The 12,686-nt window shown below is 73.7% G+C and carries 17 protein-coding genes; 6 read left to right on the top strand and 11 right to left on the bottom strand.

Annotated elements, in window-relative coordinates; translation table 11 throughout:
- The first annotated feature begins 61 nt into the window (after nt 1–61).
- A complete protein-coding gene (locus PVK74_RS03980; RefSeq protein WP_043324676.1) occupies nt 62–526 on the top strand; it encodes a transposase in 465 nt (154 codons plus the stop codon).
- Between the two features lie 14 nt (nt 527–540).
- Here PVK74_RS03980 and PVK74_RS03985 read toward each other — a convergent pair whose 3' ends face one another.
- Nucleotides 541–765 carry a hypothetical protein gene (locus PVK74_RS03985; protein WP_274478214.1) on the bottom strand — a complete coding sequence of 75 codons (225 nt, stop codon included), beginning with the start codon at nt 763–765 and terminating at the stop codon, nt 541–543.
- A 136-nt stretch (nt 766–901) separates the two neighbouring features.
- Between PVK74_RS03985 and PVK74_RS03990 the strand changes: the two genes are divergently transcribed.
- Nucleotides 902–1,030, top strand: coding sequence for a hypothetical protein (locus tag PVK74_RS03990; protein WP_255358586.1), 129 nt, complete (start codon nt 902–904; stop codon nt 1,028–1,030).
- Between the two features lie 13 nt (nt 1,031–1,043).
- Here PVK74_RS03990 and PVK74_RS03995 read toward each other — a convergent pair whose 3' ends face one another.
- The 3 genes from PVK74_RS03995 to PVK74_RS04005 are packed head-to-tail and all read right to left on the bottom strand — an operon-like array spanning nt 1,044 to nt 2,511.
- Entirely contained in the window at nt 1,044–1,649 is a 606-nt protein-coding gene (locus tag PVK74_RS03995) for a YdeI/OmpD-associated family protein (protein WP_274478215.1), read from the bottom strand.
- Nucleotides 1,650–1,678: 29 nt separating this feature from the next.
- Nucleotides 1,679–2,089 (bottom strand): diguanylate cyclase, encoded by a 411-nt coding sequence (locus PVK74_RS04000; protein WP_210872480.1) that lies wholly within the window; start codon nt 2,087–2,089, stop codon nt 1,679–1,681.
- A gap of 53 nt (nt 2,090–2,142) precedes the next feature.
- On the bottom strand, nt 2,143–2,511 hold the full coding sequence (locus PVK74_RS04005; RefSeq protein WP_223201100.1) for a winged helix-turn-helix transcriptional regulator: 369 nt from the start codon (nt 2,509–2,511) through the stop codon (nt 2,143–2,145).
- Nucleotides 2,512–2,571: 60 nt separating this feature from the next.
- Between PVK74_RS04005 and PVK74_RS04010 the strand changes: the two genes are divergently transcribed.
- Nucleotides 2,572–3,237: an NAD(P)-dependent oxidoreductase gene (locus tag PVK74_RS04010; protein WP_274478216.1), complete on the top strand. Its 666-nt coding sequence runs from the start codon at nt 2,572–2,574 to the stop codon at nt 3,235–3,237.
- Here PVK74_RS04010 and PVK74_RS04015 read toward each other — a convergent pair.
- Nucleotides 3,234–3,890 carry an HAD family hydrolase gene (locus PVK74_RS04015; RefSeq protein ID WP_187692442.1) on the bottom strand — a complete coding sequence of 219 codons (657 nt, stop codon included), beginning with the start codon at nt 3,888–3,890 and terminating at the stop codon, nt 3,234–3,236. The two genes, PVK74_RS04010 and PVK74_RS04015, sit on opposite strands and share 4 nt — an antisense overlap.
- Before the next feature lie 62 nt (nt 3,891–3,952).
- Between PVK74_RS04015 and PVK74_RS04020 the strand changes: the two genes are divergently transcribed.
- The 3 genes from PVK74_RS04020 to PVK74_RS04030 all read left to right on the top strand — a co-directional run bounded on the left by PVK74_RS04020 (nt 3,953) and on the right by PVK74_RS04030 (nt 6,266).
- Nucleotides 3,953–4,534 carry a carboxymuconolactone decarboxylase family protein gene (locus PVK74_RS04020; protein WP_222948649.1) on the top strand — a complete coding sequence of 194 codons (582 nt, stop codon included), beginning with the start codon at nt 3,953–3,955 and terminating at the stop codon, nt 4,532–4,534.
- A 73-nt stretch (nt 4,535–4,607) separates the two neighbouring features.
- Nucleotides 4,608–5,582, top strand: a complete 975-nt coding sequence (locus PVK74_RS04025; protein ID WP_187692444.1) for a DUF1152 domain-containing protein — start codon at nt 4,608–4,610, stop codon at nt 5,580–5,582.
- Between the two features lie 39 nt (nt 5,583–5,621).
- Nucleotides 5,622–6,266: an alpha/beta fold hydrolase gene (locus PVK74_RS04030; RefSeq protein WP_104114212.1), complete on the top strand. Its 645-nt coding sequence runs from the start codon at nt 5,622–5,624 to the stop codon at nt 6,264–6,266.
- A gap of 141 nt (nt 6,267–6,407) precedes the next feature.
- Here the strand turns inward: PVK74_RS04030 and PVK74_RS04035 are convergent, their stop codons facing one another.
- From PVK74_RS04035 to PVK74_RS04060, 6 genes are all read right to left on the bottom strand, one after another.
- The gene (locus PVK74_RS04035; RefSeq protein WP_104114213.1) at nt 6,408–7,871 is read right to left on the bottom strand and encodes a PepSY-associated TM helix domain-containing protein; all 1,464 of its coding nucleotides are present in this window, start codon (nt 7,869–7,871) and stop codon (nt 6,408–6,410) included.
- 260 nt (nt 7,872–8,131) lie between these two features.
- Nucleotides 8,132–8,893 carry a class I SAM-dependent methyltransferase gene (locus PVK74_RS04040; RefSeq protein WP_274478217.1) on the bottom strand — a complete coding sequence of 254 codons (762 nt, stop codon included), beginning with the start codon at nt 8,891–8,893 and terminating at the stop codon, nt 8,132–8,134.
- A 19-nt stretch (nt 8,894–8,912) separates the two neighbouring features.
- The gene (locus tag PVK74_RS04045) at nt 8,913–9,428 is read right to left on the bottom strand and encodes a P-loop nucleotide/nucleoside kinase family protein (protein ID WP_274478218.1); all 516 of its coding nucleotides are present in this window, start codon (nt 9,426–9,428) and stop codon (nt 8,913–8,915) included.
- 15 nt (nt 9,429–9,443) lie between these two features.
- Nucleotides 9,444–10,535, bottom strand: coding sequence for a winged helix DNA-binding domain-containing protein (locus PVK74_RS04050; RefSeq protein ID WP_274478220.1), 1,092 nt, complete (start codon nt 10,533–10,535; stop codon nt 9,444–9,446).
- A 121-nt stretch (nt 10,536–10,656) separates the two neighbouring features.
- Nucleotides 10,657–12,336: a long-chain-fatty-acid--CoA ligase gene (locus PVK74_RS04055; RefSeq protein WP_043324666.1), complete on the bottom strand. Its 1,680-nt coding sequence runs from the start codon at nt 12,334–12,336 to the stop codon at nt 10,657–10,659.
- A 100-nt stretch (nt 12,337–12,436) separates the two neighbouring features.
- A complete protein-coding gene (locus PVK74_RS04060) occupies nt 12,437–12,616 on the bottom strand; it encodes a hypothetical protein (protein WP_043324665.1) in 180 nt (59 codons plus the stop codon).
- Between the last annotated feature and the right edge of the window lie 70 nt (nt 12,617–12,686).

Raw genomic sequence — 12,686 nt, forward strand, 5'->3', positions numbered from 1 at the left:
CTGAAGCGTGGTTGAGGTCCTAGCGTCGTGCTCACCCGACCACCGCCGGAGGTAGAGCATCATGACCACACAGCACCTGTCCGACGCCGAACTCGCTGGCCAGCCGGCCGCCTACTGGACGGGCGTCGCGTACGAGTCGCTCATCGCCTTCACCCGGGCCCAGCACGCCACGCACGGCTTCACCCAGCCCCAGTTCTGGCTGCTGCGCAACCTGTCCCCGAACGACCTCCTGCCCGGCGGCGGCGGACTGACCGTCCCCGAACTGCGACACGCGATGCGCTCGTATCTACGGGCCGAGGACGACCTGGACGCCGAGGCGGAGGTGCTCCGGGAACGCGGCTGGCTGACCCGCGACGCGGACGGCCGGCTACGGATCACCGAGGCGGGGGAGGACGCCCGGCTCCGCCTCAAGCAGCACGCGCCGGGGATCCGGGCCCGCATCCACGACGGCGTCGACGACGCCGACTACGTCACCACCCTCAAGGTGCTCCGGCGGATGATCCGCAACACCGGCGGCGCCGTGTAGCGCACCGGCCCGGCTCAGGACGCCCGAAGCCTGCGGATCGCCATGCGGGCTCCCTGGTGGAGCAGCACGCCGGCACCGGTGTTCGCGACGGCGAGCACGGCCGCGCCGAGCAGCCCCGCGCCGACGTCCGTCACGCCGGTCGCGACCAGCAGGACCGGCCAGCCCAGCGCGGCGGCGACGAGCGACAACCGCCACCAGCGTCCGAGGAGAAGCCCGAGCAGGATCAGCAATGGGATCATCGCGGGCGACCTCCCACCGTCGGCTCGTTCGAGCGTACGCCCGGTCAGACCCGCCGGTCGCCGAGTACCACAGCGCCCACCAACCCCCGGCGCTCGTGCTGTGGGGCCGGCACGACGCCTACTTCGACGTGGACAGGTGCTCGCGCAGCATCGCGCGCTGGACCGGATGGACGCGCACCTCTTCGACGGCGGCCACCTGCTGCTGGAGACCCACGCGGCCGAGTGCGCCGCGCTCCTGCGCGCGTTCGTCCGGGACCACTCGTGAGCCGGGACGCGGGTCACGGAGTGGCCGGCGGCTTCGCCTTCTGCGGGTGGAACGTCTCGTGGCGGGCCAGCATGGCGACGAACTCACCGATCTTGCGTTCCCGGGTCTCCGCGCGCTTGACCGCGTTCAGCCGGTGGATGAGCGCGAACCTGTTGGCGCTGGTGAGGACGTCGAGCATGGCTTGGGCGGCGGGCTCGGCGGCGACGGCGGCGAGCAGGTCGGCCGGCAGCTCGGCCTCCGACGGAGGCGCGTACGCCGCCGCCCACCGGCCGTCCGCCTTCGCGGCCTCCACCGCCGCGCGGCCGGCGGGTGTCATCCGCCCCTGCTCCTCCAGCCGGGCCACGTGCGCGACGTTGCGCTGCGACCAGGAGCTGCGGGCCCGGCGCGGGGTGAACCGGATCCAGGAGCTCTCGTGGTCACGCTTGCGGGCCTGCCCGTCGATCCAGCCGAAGCACAACGCCTCGTCGACCGCCTGCTGCCAGGTCAGTGTGGTGAGCGTGCCACCCTTGCGGGTCAGGGCGAGCCAGACGCCGGGCGACGTGTCGTGGTGGGCGGACAACCACGTGCGCAGCGCCTCCGCGTCGGGCACGATCAGCTCGTCCAGCTCGGCGGTTCCCATGGCCGGAAGGCTATGCCACGGGTACGACGCTAAGGCCGGGCGTGCGGCTCAGCCGCCTGCTGCTCGCCGTCGGGCGACGGATCGGCCGCCCGCCGCAGCCGCCGGCCGGCCACCAGCAAAGCCACGCCTGCGCCGGTGAGCCCCGCGCCCATCAGCCCGCCCGCGACCCCCGCCGCCGGATCGCCCTCACGGAACGCGTACGCCACGGCCGCGGTCAGGATCGGCGCACCGAGGGAGATCGCCATCCACCCGCCGAGGATGTCCTCCTTGTCGGCGAAGGCGTCCGTACTGATCAGGAAGATCAGGATCATGGCAGCGGCGAGGCCGACGAGTAACAACGCCGCGAGGATCAGCGCCGGGTCGCGGGGGAGCAGCCCGGCGGCCGCGGCGAGCACGTAGATGATCGCCGCCGCGATGAGGTTCGCGAGCACGTTCGTCATCACGTTCGCAACGAACCTCCGCAGTCCGCCACGCCCGGTGCCGGCCGGCGCCGTCACGACGTCCGCGAATCGTGCGACCGGCGGGCCGCCAGCAACTCGTCCAGGTGCGCCTCGCTCCACGACCGGGCGGCCGCGACCAGCGTCAGCAGGCTTCGCCCCAGCGGCGTCAGCGCGTACTCCACGCGCGGCGGGTTCTCGTCGTAGGCGGTCCGCGTGACCAGCCCGTCGCGTTCCATCGCCCGCAACGTCTCGGCCAGCACCTTCGGCGTGATCGTGCGCAGCGGCGCCCGCAACTCGGTGAACCGGCGCGGCCCGTGCTCCAGGCACAGCACCACCATCGCGGTCCACTTGTCGCCGATCTGCAACGGCATCATCCGCGACGGACAGGCGGGGTGGAACATGTCCGGATCGAGCGGCGTCACCGCCCGAGCGTAACCCGGTACCGTTGCGGTAACCGGCACCCCGCGTCCTACCGTCGCGCCATGACCAGCATCGCCGTCTTCGGCGCGGGCGGCCGGGCCGGCCGCGCCGTCACCGCCGAGGCCCACCGCCGCGGCCACCGCGTCACCGCCGTCGTCCGCGACCCCGCCCGCCATCCCGACCTCACCTCCGCGGTACGCGGCGACGTCACCGACCCGGAGACGGTCGCCTCCATCGGGTACGGGCACGACGCCGTCGTCCACGCGGTCAGCCCGGCGTCCGGGCCGGACGCGCTCGCCGCCGCCGGCCTCGATCCGGAGTTCTTCGTCCGGGCAGCCGACGCGCTGCTGCACGGCCTGGCCCGCGCGGACGTGCCCCGGCTCGTGGCGATCGGCCTGTTCGCCACCCTGATCGACGCGCACGGCCGGCCCCTCTACGACGACCCGGCCGTGCTGCCCGCCGAGCTGCGGCCGTTCGCGCTCAGCCACGCCGCCGGCCTGGACCGGCTCCGCGCGGCGGACACCACAGTCGACTGGCTGGTGCTCACCCCACCCGCCGCGCTGGACGTGGCCGGTACCCGCACCGGCCGGTACCGCCTCGGCGGCGAGCGCGCCCCGGCGTCGGCGCCCCTGTCGTACGCCGATCTGGCGGTGGCGGTGGTCGACGAGATCGAGTCGCCGCGCCACCATCGGACGCGGGTCTCCGTGACCGGTGACGCCCCGGCCTAGCCGCCCGCCGCATTGTGCCGCGCCACCAGGTCCGGCAGCTCGTGCAGCGAGTCGATGCGGAACAGGCACCGGTCGGCCACGTCCGGCATGTCGAGGATGTGCCCCCACGGTCCGCGCCGGATCAGGCACGCCGACATACCGGCGGCCATCGCGGGCGCGGCGTCGTTGTCCGGCCGGTCACCGACGTACAGGACCACCGCCGCGTCGCCGCCGCTCTCGCGGACCACCCGGTCGAAGAACTCCGGCGCGGGCTTCGACACGCCCCAGGCCGCCGACGTGCCGATCACGTCCACCGGCAGGTCCAGCGTCCGCAGCGTCGCCTCGGCGTGCTCCGGCTGGTTGCCGGCCAGGCCGACGCGCAGACCCTGGTCCTTCAGGGCGGTCAGGCACGCCCGCGCGTCCGGGTACAGATCCTCCTCGCCGAACGACTCCGGGTCACCGGCCGCGACCCGGCGGGCGAGTTCGGCGGTGAGGTCGAAGTCCGGCCGGAACGCCCGGAACACCTCCTGGTAGTCCAGCCCTCGGGCGATCACCGCGCCGAAGACCGCGGAGAACGTGTGCCGGGGTACGCCCAGCCAGTCCGCCCACGTCGCGAACTCGCGCGTCTCGTCGAGGATCGTCCCGCCCACGTCGAAGAAGACCGCCCGGATCATCAGCGGATCGTACTGTCGTTGATCAGCCAGTGGGGGGCGCCCGGGTGGCGCAGACTGCCCGCATGAGCGCCGCCTTCCTCCCCGAACCGCCGCAGAGCCCGGCGGCGAAAGCCGCGTACGAGGACGACCTCTCCTCCGACGGCTACGTCAACAACCTCACCCGCGTCTGGTGCTGGCGACCCGACGTGCTGATGTCGTTCCAGAACACGCGCGCCGAACTGCTGTCCGCGTCCACGCTGTCCGCGCGTGAGGTGGCGGTGCTGGTCGCCGCCACCGCAGCCGCGCGGGGCGACTCGTACTGCTCGCTGGCCTGGGGCGTGCGGCTGGCCGGGATGAGCGACGAGGAGACCGCCGCCGCGGTGCTGCGCGGCGACGAGGCGGCCCTGTCCGAGCGGGAGACGGCGCTGGCCGACTGGGCCCGCCGGGTCGTGACGGACCCGAACGCCACCACCGAGGCCGACACCCAACGCCTGCGCGACGCCGGCCTGAACGACCGGGAGATCTTCGAGGCCACCACGCTGATCGCGTTCCGGCTCGCCTTCTCCACAGTGAACGACGCGCTCGGCGCGCGGCCGGACGCGCAACTGGTGGAGAACGCGCCGGAGCTGGTCCGGGAGGCGGTCACGTTCGGCCGCCCGGCCTGAACGAGCGGATCGCGGCCCTCGACCGGCCGGCCACGGGGCAGCGAGCCCGCACGCGAGCGGAGATCATCATCTGGTGACCGACACCGCCGCGTACACGTTGGCCGTTCCGCCGTTGTTCGCCGCACTGGCTCCGGCGAGCGACGTCCTGATCGCCGGCGCCGGTGGCGGCTTCGACGTCTACGCCGGCCTGCCGCTGGCCCTGGCCCTGTGGCAGGCCGGCAAGCGGGTGCACCTGGCCAGCCTCTCCTTCTCGGAGCTGGAACTGCTCGACCGGCAGGTGTGGGTGGACGAGCACGTCGCGGCGATCCGGCCGGACACCCTCAGCCCCGACTGGTACTTCCCGGAGGGGCACCTGGCCCGCTGGCTGGCGGGCCGGGACCTGCCGTCGACCGTGTACGCCTTCCCGCCGCTGGGCGTGCAGACGCTGCGCGAGGCGTACCGGCACCTGGTCGACCGGCTCGACGTCGACGCGATCGTGCTCGTCGACGGCGGCACCGACATCCTGTTGCGCGGCGACGAGAGCGGCCTGGGCACCCCGGTGGAGGACATCACCAGCCTGGCCGCCGTGGCCGGGCTGGACGTGCCGATCCGGTTGGTGAGCAGCCTCGGTTTCGGCATCGACGCGCACGACGGCGTCAACCACGTCGAGGTGCTGGAGAACCTGGCCGCCCTCGACCGGGAGGGCGGCTACCTCGGCGCGCTGTCCATTCCCGGCTCCAGCCGTGAGGCGGTGCTCTACCGAGAGGCGGTCGCGCAGGCCCAGGCCGCCACCCCGCACCGGCCGAGCATCGTCCAGGGGCAGATCGCCGCCGCCACCGGCGGCGCGTTCGGAGACGTACGGTTCAGTCGGCGCACCGGCGACGGCGACCTGTTCGTCAACCCCCTGATGGCGATCTACTTCTCGGTCGACCTGCCCCGGCTCGCCGCCCGCTGTCTCTACCTTGACCGGATCGAGAACACGATCGGGCGGCGCCAGGTCATCACCCGCATCGAGGCGTTCCGCGACGAGCTGCGGGCCGCCCGCGTGCCCCGGGCGTATCCGCACTGACAATCACGGCTTGTCGTACCGGTGTGGGAGGGTCCGGGCATGACGACGTTCGTGCTCATCCACGGCGGCGGGGGCAGCGCGTGGGACTGGCACCTGCTGGTTCCCGAGCTGGCCGCCCGGGGTCACGACGCGGTGGTGCCGGAGCTGCCGATCGGAGACAGGTCGGCGGGGTTCACCGACTTCCGCCAGGCGGTGATCGACGCCGTCGGCAACCGGGACGACCTCGTAGTGGTCGGGCACTCGTACGGCGCGTTCACCGCACCGCTGGTCGCCGACCGGTTGCCGGTGCGCCTCCTGGTCCTGCTCACCCCGATGATTCCGCGGCCCGGCGAGAAGCCGGGGGACTGGTGGGGCAACACCGGCTACCGCGAGCCGGACGGGCTCAGCGAGGAACAGCAGTTCTACAACGGCGTGCCGGCCGGGATCGTCGCCGAGGCGCCCGCGCACGGCCGGGAGCAGGTCAGCGCGGAGTGGGACGAGCCGTGGCCGCTCGCCGCCTGGCCGGCCGTGCCGACGAGGGTGCTCATCGGCCGCGACGACCGGTTCTTTCCCGCCGACTTCCAGCGCCGGGTGGCCGCCGACCGGCTCGGCGTGGTGCCGGACGAGATCGACGGCGGCCACGCGGTAGCGCTCAGCCGCCCGGGCCCGCTCGCCGACCGGCTGACTGCCTACCTGGTGTCCTGATCCCGCCTCGCCGTGATCCGTCCGGCCCCTCCCGACGACATGCTGATCAGGAGGGGCGAGGCGCCGTGCGGATCCGCGACTGAGGGTTCACGGCGGCTGTCCGGTCTCTCCGAGGCGGTGACGGCCGGATAGCCGCCGGGGTCAGCTGCCGGCCGGCGCGGGTGAGACGGGTAGGGGCCGGCGGCGCCGACGCGCGAGCAGGCCGAGGACGAGATCGACGACGAGGAAGCCGAGCAGGGTGACGCCGAACCAGGGCAGTGCCCAGCCGAGTGCCAGGGTGACCGGTACGCCGAGCAGCAGCGCCCACCACGGGAGCCCGCGGAGGCCACCTCGGGCGGGCGGTGAGCCGAGCGGGGCGCGACGGCCGGCGCGGGTGGGGCGGCGCTGCCACCACATGCGGTAGCCCCAGACGATGACGCAGAGCAGACCGAGAGCGAGCGCCGCGAGCAGGATCTGGTTGATCGGCCCGAACAGGATTCCCATGTGGGCTTGGATGCCGAGGCTGCTGAGCTGCGCGAGCAGCGGCCAGTCGGCGAAGTCGCTGCGGGCGGTGACCGCGCCGGTGGTGGGCTCGACGGCGATTCGATCCTTCGCGACCGGCCAGGCGTTGTCGACCTGGGCGACGGTCCAGGCCAGGCCGGGCTCCGCGGCGGGGCTGATCTCCACCGGTCCCGAGAGTCCGGCGCTGCGCGCGGAGGCCAGCACATTGTCGTAGGACGCCGGATTGTCCGCCGTGCCGGTCGCCGCGCCACCGTGCTGATGCTCACCGCCGCCCGCGGGCGGGGCCACGCCGTCGACGGTGGTGGAGAGTTCCGGAGTGCCGGCGCGCAGGGTGTCCAGGCCGGTGCTGAAGTTCGCGCCGGCGTACCGGGACCAGGTCAAGCCGGTGGCGGAGAGGAACAGCAGGCCGACCGCGAGCCAGACACCGGTGGTGGCGTGCCAGCCCCGGGTACGGCGAACTCCCTTGCGGGCGGTCAGGTCCGGTACGAGCAGGTGTGTCGTCCGGGCGCGGGTGGCGCTGCGGCGGCGCCACCACAGGACTACCCCGCCGAGAACGAGAACCCACAACCAGCTGGCGGCGATCTCGGAGTAGTGCCGCCCGACCTCGCCGAGATGCAGGTTGCGGTGCAGGTCGTCGAGCCAGGTGGTGGCCGGGGTGGAGCCGAACCAGGTGGTGAGCCGCCCGGTCACCTCGCCGGTGTACGGGTCGACATAGACGGTGTGCTGCTTGTCGCCGAGTTCCTCGAGCGAGAACACCACCTGGGTGGTCCGGTCGCCGGTGCCGGGCACCACGGCGGCGATGGTGCCGTCGGGGTGCGCCGCCCGCGCGGCGGTGACCTGTTGGGCGAGGGTCTTCGGCTGGTCACCGACGGTGGCCACGGTCAGCCGGTCGCCGTAGAGGGCCTGGTCCAGCTGCGGGGTGATGGTGTACGCCAGGCCGGTCAGGGCGGCGACCAGCAGGAACGGGGCAACCAGGATGCCGGCGTAGAAATGAAGCCGGGTCAGCAGCGCGGCGAACGGCGTGGGCTGGCGGCCCGGCCGAGCGGCCGGCGCGGCGGTGGAGGTGTCCGGCGCGGGATCGCCGGACAGTTCGGTGACGGACATCGACTACTCCGATCGAAAATATCGGCTTTTGGTTCGGGGTGGCTCGTGCCCGTCGAGCCGTGGGCTGCCCGGCTGCCGTGTCCCGATCGAGTAGTCGGTCAGGTGTGTCAGGAAGTTCCCTCGTCCGCGTAGATCTTCGGGTTGTCGTCCGGCGCGGTGCCAGGACGCCTCCGCGTGCCGACGGCGGCGAAGGGGCCCCGTGGCGGGCCGACTCGCGCCAGGGTGCCGTCAAGGGATCACCCGGTGCCGGTTGATCAGGGCTACGACGTCCGCCGCGCCAGGTGGACCGTGACGTCCGCGGTGACCTCGACCGCGCCGGGCAGTACATCCCGGACGCGGCGGAACACCTGCTCACGGACATGTGGCGGCAGTTCGAGGTAGGCCGAGACGGTCGACAGCAGACCGACGAAGTCGTCGGCACTCATCGTGATCCGCCGCGCGATCTCCGACTGGCGTACGTCGGTGAACCACTCGGACGCGCGCAGCTCCGTGCCGGGCCACTGCATGCCGGCCTCCGGCGGCGTCCCGTCCGGCGACGGGATCTCGTCGTCGGCGATGAACTCGGCTCGGGCCGCGGCCACCCCGTCGCGCAGCGCCGGGTCGGCCAGCCGCAGCGGCCCGCCGAACGAGGCGAACACACCGTCGGACGCGAGCAGCCCGGCGATCCGCTCCCACCGTCGGTCCGGGTCGGTCCAGTGCAGCGCCGCCGCCGCGTACACCAGGTCGTGGTGCTCGCCGGTGCGCAACTGCTCGAACGCGGCCTGCCGGACCCGCACCCCGGCCGGGACGTGCCGGCGCAGTTCGGCGAGCATCGCGGAATCCGGGTCGGTGGCGGTGACCGCGATGCCGCGCCGCGCGAACAGCCGGGTGGCCTTGCCGGTCCCGGCGCCGATCTCCAGGGCGGTCCGGACGGGCCTGCCGGCGTACGCCAGCACCAGGTCGGCAAGCTCCTCGGGGTAGCCGGGCCGGAACCGCTCGTACGCCTGCGCCGCCGCTCCGAAGCTCAACGCGCGATCCGGCATGCCGAGCATCCTCCCACGATCAGGCTGCGCCCGTGACGTGCGCGGCGACGGCGTCGGCCACGTGCTCGGGCGGGGGAGAGGCGTCGATCAGGTGGGCGTCGGTCACCGACGCGAACGTGGCGAGGGCCCGGGCGACGTGGTCGTGCCGCCAGCCGCGCGCGCCGGACTCGACCTGGTCGGCGTCGATCCGGGCCCGCAACCGGTCCTCGGGGAGCGTGAGCACGACCTCGCGGACGTCGACGCCCGCGGCGCGGATGCCGCCGAGGATCTCCGCGCGGTACGCCGGGACGAGCAGGCTCATCGGCACGATCCAGATGCCCGGGTGGTGCCGGTCCAGGCCGGTGACCGTCTGCACGACGAGGTGACGCCACAGGGGCAGGTCCTGGAAGTCGCCGGTCGGCGGGGTGACGAACGCGGTGAGCATCGAGCCGAGGAACTCCGGGTCGAACAGCCGCGCGTCCGGAAGCGACTCCGTGAGCAGCCGCGCGGTGGTCGTCTTGCCGGCACCGAACGCGCCGTTGAGCCAGACGATCATGCGATCATGATGCCATCACGCGGCGAAGTCGACACCCGCGAGCGGCACGCCCCGGTACGCGGCGAGGCGCTCGGCCTCGGCGACCACCGCGTCGCGGGTGCTGCCGGTGAGCTTTCGCCACGGCTGGACCGCGACGGTGAACGACCGGCCGGACTTGCGGGGCCGCCACGTGCCGGCCAGCTCCCCGTCGGCCAGCACGGCGCCAGGGCGGCCCAGCACCGGCCACAACTCCTTGGCGCGGGCCGCGTCCGGCACGAGCGTCGCCCGGTCCTTCGCCTGGAGGAACAGGTCGAACGGGCCGAGCAGGCGGGTCGTGCTCACCTCGGCCGACGTCAGCGCCGCCTCGTCGGCGGCGAGCAGCCAGCGCGTCTCACCGTCGACGCTCACCTCGACCGCGTCGCCCGGCCAGCGGGCCTTGACCTCCTTGACCGGGGCGTCGAGGTAGTCGGCGACGTGCTTCGGGGTGGCCGGGCCGAGCAGCCGCAGGTAGGCGCGGATGAGCTCGAACCGGTCGCCGGGCGCGGCGGCCGGACGGAACCCACGGATGCGTTCCAGGACCGGCGGCGACGTGTCGAGGCGCAGCTCCAGCCCGGCGCGTACGGCGGCGAGCCGGAACGGCATCTCGTAGAGGTGGATCGCGTCGCACGGCCGGCAGTGCCGCAGGTAGGGCTCGGGCATCACCTCGGCGAGCCGCCCGGAGACCTCGCCCTTGACCGTCGGCGTGCGGACGATCTCCCGCATCCGCGCGGCCACCTCGTCGAGCGCGGCGACGATGCCGATGCCCGCGGCCTTCAACGGCTTCGCCGCGTCGTAGATGCGCTTGCCCGCGTCGGCGTCGGAGAACGGCTCGACCGCCGTGGCCACCGCGCCCACGTCGGCGCGGCGGTAGAGGTGCGGGGCGCCGCGTACGGTCCAGAGCATGACCACGTCGTCACCGGTCAGCGAGGTCACGTCGACCCCGCGCGTCGCCAGCGCCCAGCGGCCGCCGTCGGGGCCGGTGTCCTGCACGCCGATGTCGAGCACGGCGGTGTCGGCGAGCGAGCCCTGCGCCCGGTCGAGCTGCTGGGCGCGCACGCGGAAGGCCAGCACCTGACGTCTGTCGACCATCGCCACAGCGTAGGCGCCGGCACCGACACGTCCGGCCGTCGGTGGAACGCTGTGGGTGTCTTCGGCCCCGTTTGACACCCATGGCGTTCCACTCGCCGTCCGCGGGCCCTGGGGGACTGCGTCAGCGGGCGGCGAGCAGCCGTTCGCGGACCTCGCGGCGCAGGATCTTGCCGATCTGGGAGTACGGCAGCTCGTCGACGATCACGACCCGGCGCGGCACCTTGTACCCGGCCAGGTGGGTGCGGCACGACGTCCGGATCGCCTCCGGGGTGGCGGCCACCGCCGGGTCGACCACCACCGCGGCGACGACCTCCTCGCCGTCGTCGGTGGGCATGCCCACGGCGGCGGCCTCGCGTACGCCGGGGACGCGGCGCAACGCCTCCTCCACCTCGGACGGGTAGACGTTGAAGCCGCCGGTGATGATCAGCTCCTTGATCCGGTCGACCACCGTGATGAAGCCGTCGGCGTCCATGGTGACGATGTCGCCGGTGCGCATCCAGCCGCCGGGCAGCAGCACCTTCGCCGTCTCCTCCGGCCGGTGCCAGTAGCCGGAGAACACCTGCGGGCCGCGGACCAGCAGCTCACCGGCCTCGCCCGGGGCGCGGTCGCGGCTCGGGTCCTCCGGGTCGACGATGCGCACGTCGGTGGAGGGAAACGGCACGCCGACGGTGCCGGGCCGGCGGGTCGGCGCGACCGGGTTGCCGACCGTGATCGGGGACGTCTCGGTCATCCCGTACCCCTCGACCAGCAGGCCGCCGGTCACCTGCTCCCACAGCTCCACGGTGGCCGGTGGCAGCGACATCGCGCCGGAGATCGCGTACCGGATGGAGGTGAGGTCGACGGCGCGTTCGCGGGCGGCGGTGGCGAGCTTCGCGTAGACCGGCGGCACCGCGGGCAGGAACGTCGGCGGGCGGCGGCGGACCGCGTCGAGCACCTGGTCGGCGTCGAAGCGGGGGAACAGCACCAGGGTGGCCCCGATGCTGACGGCGAAGGTGAGGCAGAGCGTCAGCCCGTAGGCGTGGAACAGCGGCAGCACCGCGTACACGGTCTCCTCGCCGTCGCGCAGGCCGGGCACCCAGGCCCGGCCCTGCGCGGCGTTGGCGCGCAGGTTGCGGTGGGTCAGCACCGCGCCCTTGGGCTCGCCGGTGGTGCCGCCGGTGTACTGGAGCAACGCCACGTCGCCGGCCTCCGGCGCGGGATGCCCGGCGGGCAGCGGCCCGGCCGCGGCGACCAGGTCCGACCAGGCCAGGGCGCCGGGCGCGGGGGCGGTCATCGCGGCGCGGGCGGCGCGGACCTTCGGCAGCGGCGCCCGCAGCGCCCACCGCTTGAGCCGCGGCAGCGCCGCGGTCAGGTCGACCGCCACCACGGTACGCACGGCGCCGCGTCCCGCCACCAGCGGCGCGACCTTGTCCCACACGATCGCGACGCCTGCGCCGTGGTCGGTGAGCTGCCGGTCCAGCTCGTCGGCGGTGTAGAGCGGGTTGTGCTCGACCACGACCGCGCCGAGCCGCAGCACGGCGTAGAAGGCGACCACGTGCTGCGGGCAGTTCGGCAGCACCAGCGCCACCCGGTCGCCCGGGCCGACGCCGAGGCGGCGCAGCGCCTCGGCGGCGCGGGACACCTGGTCGGCCAGCTCGGTGAACGTGGTGGTGGCGCCGTAGAAGTCGAGCGCGACCCGGGGCCCGAACCGCCCGGCCGCCTCGGTGAGCAGGTCGACGAGCGAGCCGTCCGGCTCGGCGATCTCGGCCGGTACCCCCGGCGCGTAGCTACGGGTCCAGGGTCGCTGGGCGGTCGCGTCCATCGCCGTTACTCCTCGTCGCGCGGATGACGACCCCAGCCTAACGTGACCGGGCGGTAACCTACGCTAACGTAGGTTGCCGGGTAGGTCACACCCGCGCAGGTCAGTGCCGGCGTGTCGAATGCTGGTGCACCACCCGCCGGCCCTTCACGATGCCGACGATGATCACCGCGGCGAGCGCGATCACGCCGATGATGACGAGCCAGCGGACCGCCTCCAGCAGCAGCCCGAGCAGGATGATCACACCGGCGACCACGCCGACCACCCAGAGCAACGCACGCATGTCCCAGCCTCCCGTCGTACGGTCGGCCGCCCGCTTTCCCGCTGGCCCTACGGCCATGCGTGGCCCGGTG

The organism is Micromonospora chalcea (assembly GCF_028768405.1).
In the GTDB taxonomy this organism is placed as follows: domain Bacteria; phylum Actinomycetota; class Actinomycetes; order Mycobacteriales; family Micromonosporaceae; genus Micromonospora; species Micromonospora chalcea.

Excerpts from the sequence above, each read along its gene's own strand:
- PVK74_RS03980 (WP_043324676.1), top strand. The coding sequence starts at position 62 with ATGACCACACAGCACCTGTCCGACGCCGAACTCGCTGGCCAGCCGGCC.
- PVK74_RS03985 (WP_274478214.1), bottom strand. The coding sequence starts at position 765 with ATGATCCCATTGCTGATCCTGCTCGGGCTTCTCCTCGGACGCTGGTGG.
- PVK74_RS03995 (WP_274478215.1), bottom strand. The coding sequence starts at position 1,649 with ATGGGAACCGCCGAGCTGGACGAGCTGATCGTGCCCGACGCGGAGGCG.
- PVK74_RS04000 (WP_210872480.1), bottom strand. The coding sequence starts at position 2,089 with ATGACGAACGTGCTCGCGAACCTCATCGCGGCGGCGATCATCTACGTG.
- PVK74_RS04010 (WP_274478216.1), top strand. The coding sequence starts at position 2,572 with ATGACCAGCATCGCCGTCTTCGGCGCGGGCGGCCGGGCCGGCCGCGCC.
- PVK74_RS04015 (WP_187692442.1), bottom strand. The coding sequence starts at position 3,890 with ATGATCCGGGCGGTCTTCTTCGACGTGGGCGGGACGATCCTCGACGAG.
- PVK74_RS04020 (WP_222948649.1), top strand. The coding sequence starts at position 3,953 with ATGAGCGCCGCCTTCCTCCCCGAACCGCCGCAGAGCCCGGCGGCGAAA.
- PVK74_RS04030 (WP_104114212.1), top strand. The coding sequence starts at position 5,622 with ATGACGACGTTCGTGCTCATCCACGGCGGCGGGGGCAGCGCGTGGGAC.
- PVK74_RS04035 (WP_104114213.1), bottom strand. The coding sequence starts at position 7,871 with ATGTCCGTCACCGAACTGTCCGGCGATCCCGCGCCGGACACCTCCACC.
- PVK74_RS04040 (WP_274478217.1), bottom strand. The coding sequence starts at position 8,893 with ATGCCGGATCGCGCGTTGAGCTTCGGAGCGGCGGCGCAGGCGTACGAG.
- PVK74_RS04045 (WP_274478218.1), bottom strand. The coding sequence starts at position 9,428 with ATGATCGTCTGGCTCAACGGCGCGTTCGGTGCCGGCAAGACGACCACC.
- PVK74_RS04050 (WP_274478220.1), bottom strand. The coding sequence starts at position 10,535 with ATGGTCGACAGACGTCAGGTGCTGGCCTTCCGCGTGCGCGCCCAGCAG.
- PVK74_RS04055 (WP_043324666.1), bottom strand. The coding sequence starts at position 12,336 with ATGGACGCGACCGCCCAGCGACCCTGGACCCGTAGCTACGCGCCGGGG.
- PVK74_RS04060 (WP_043324665.1), bottom strand. The coding sequence starts at position 12,616 with ATGCGTGCGTTGCTCTGGGTGGTCGGCGTGGTCGCCGGTGTGATCATC.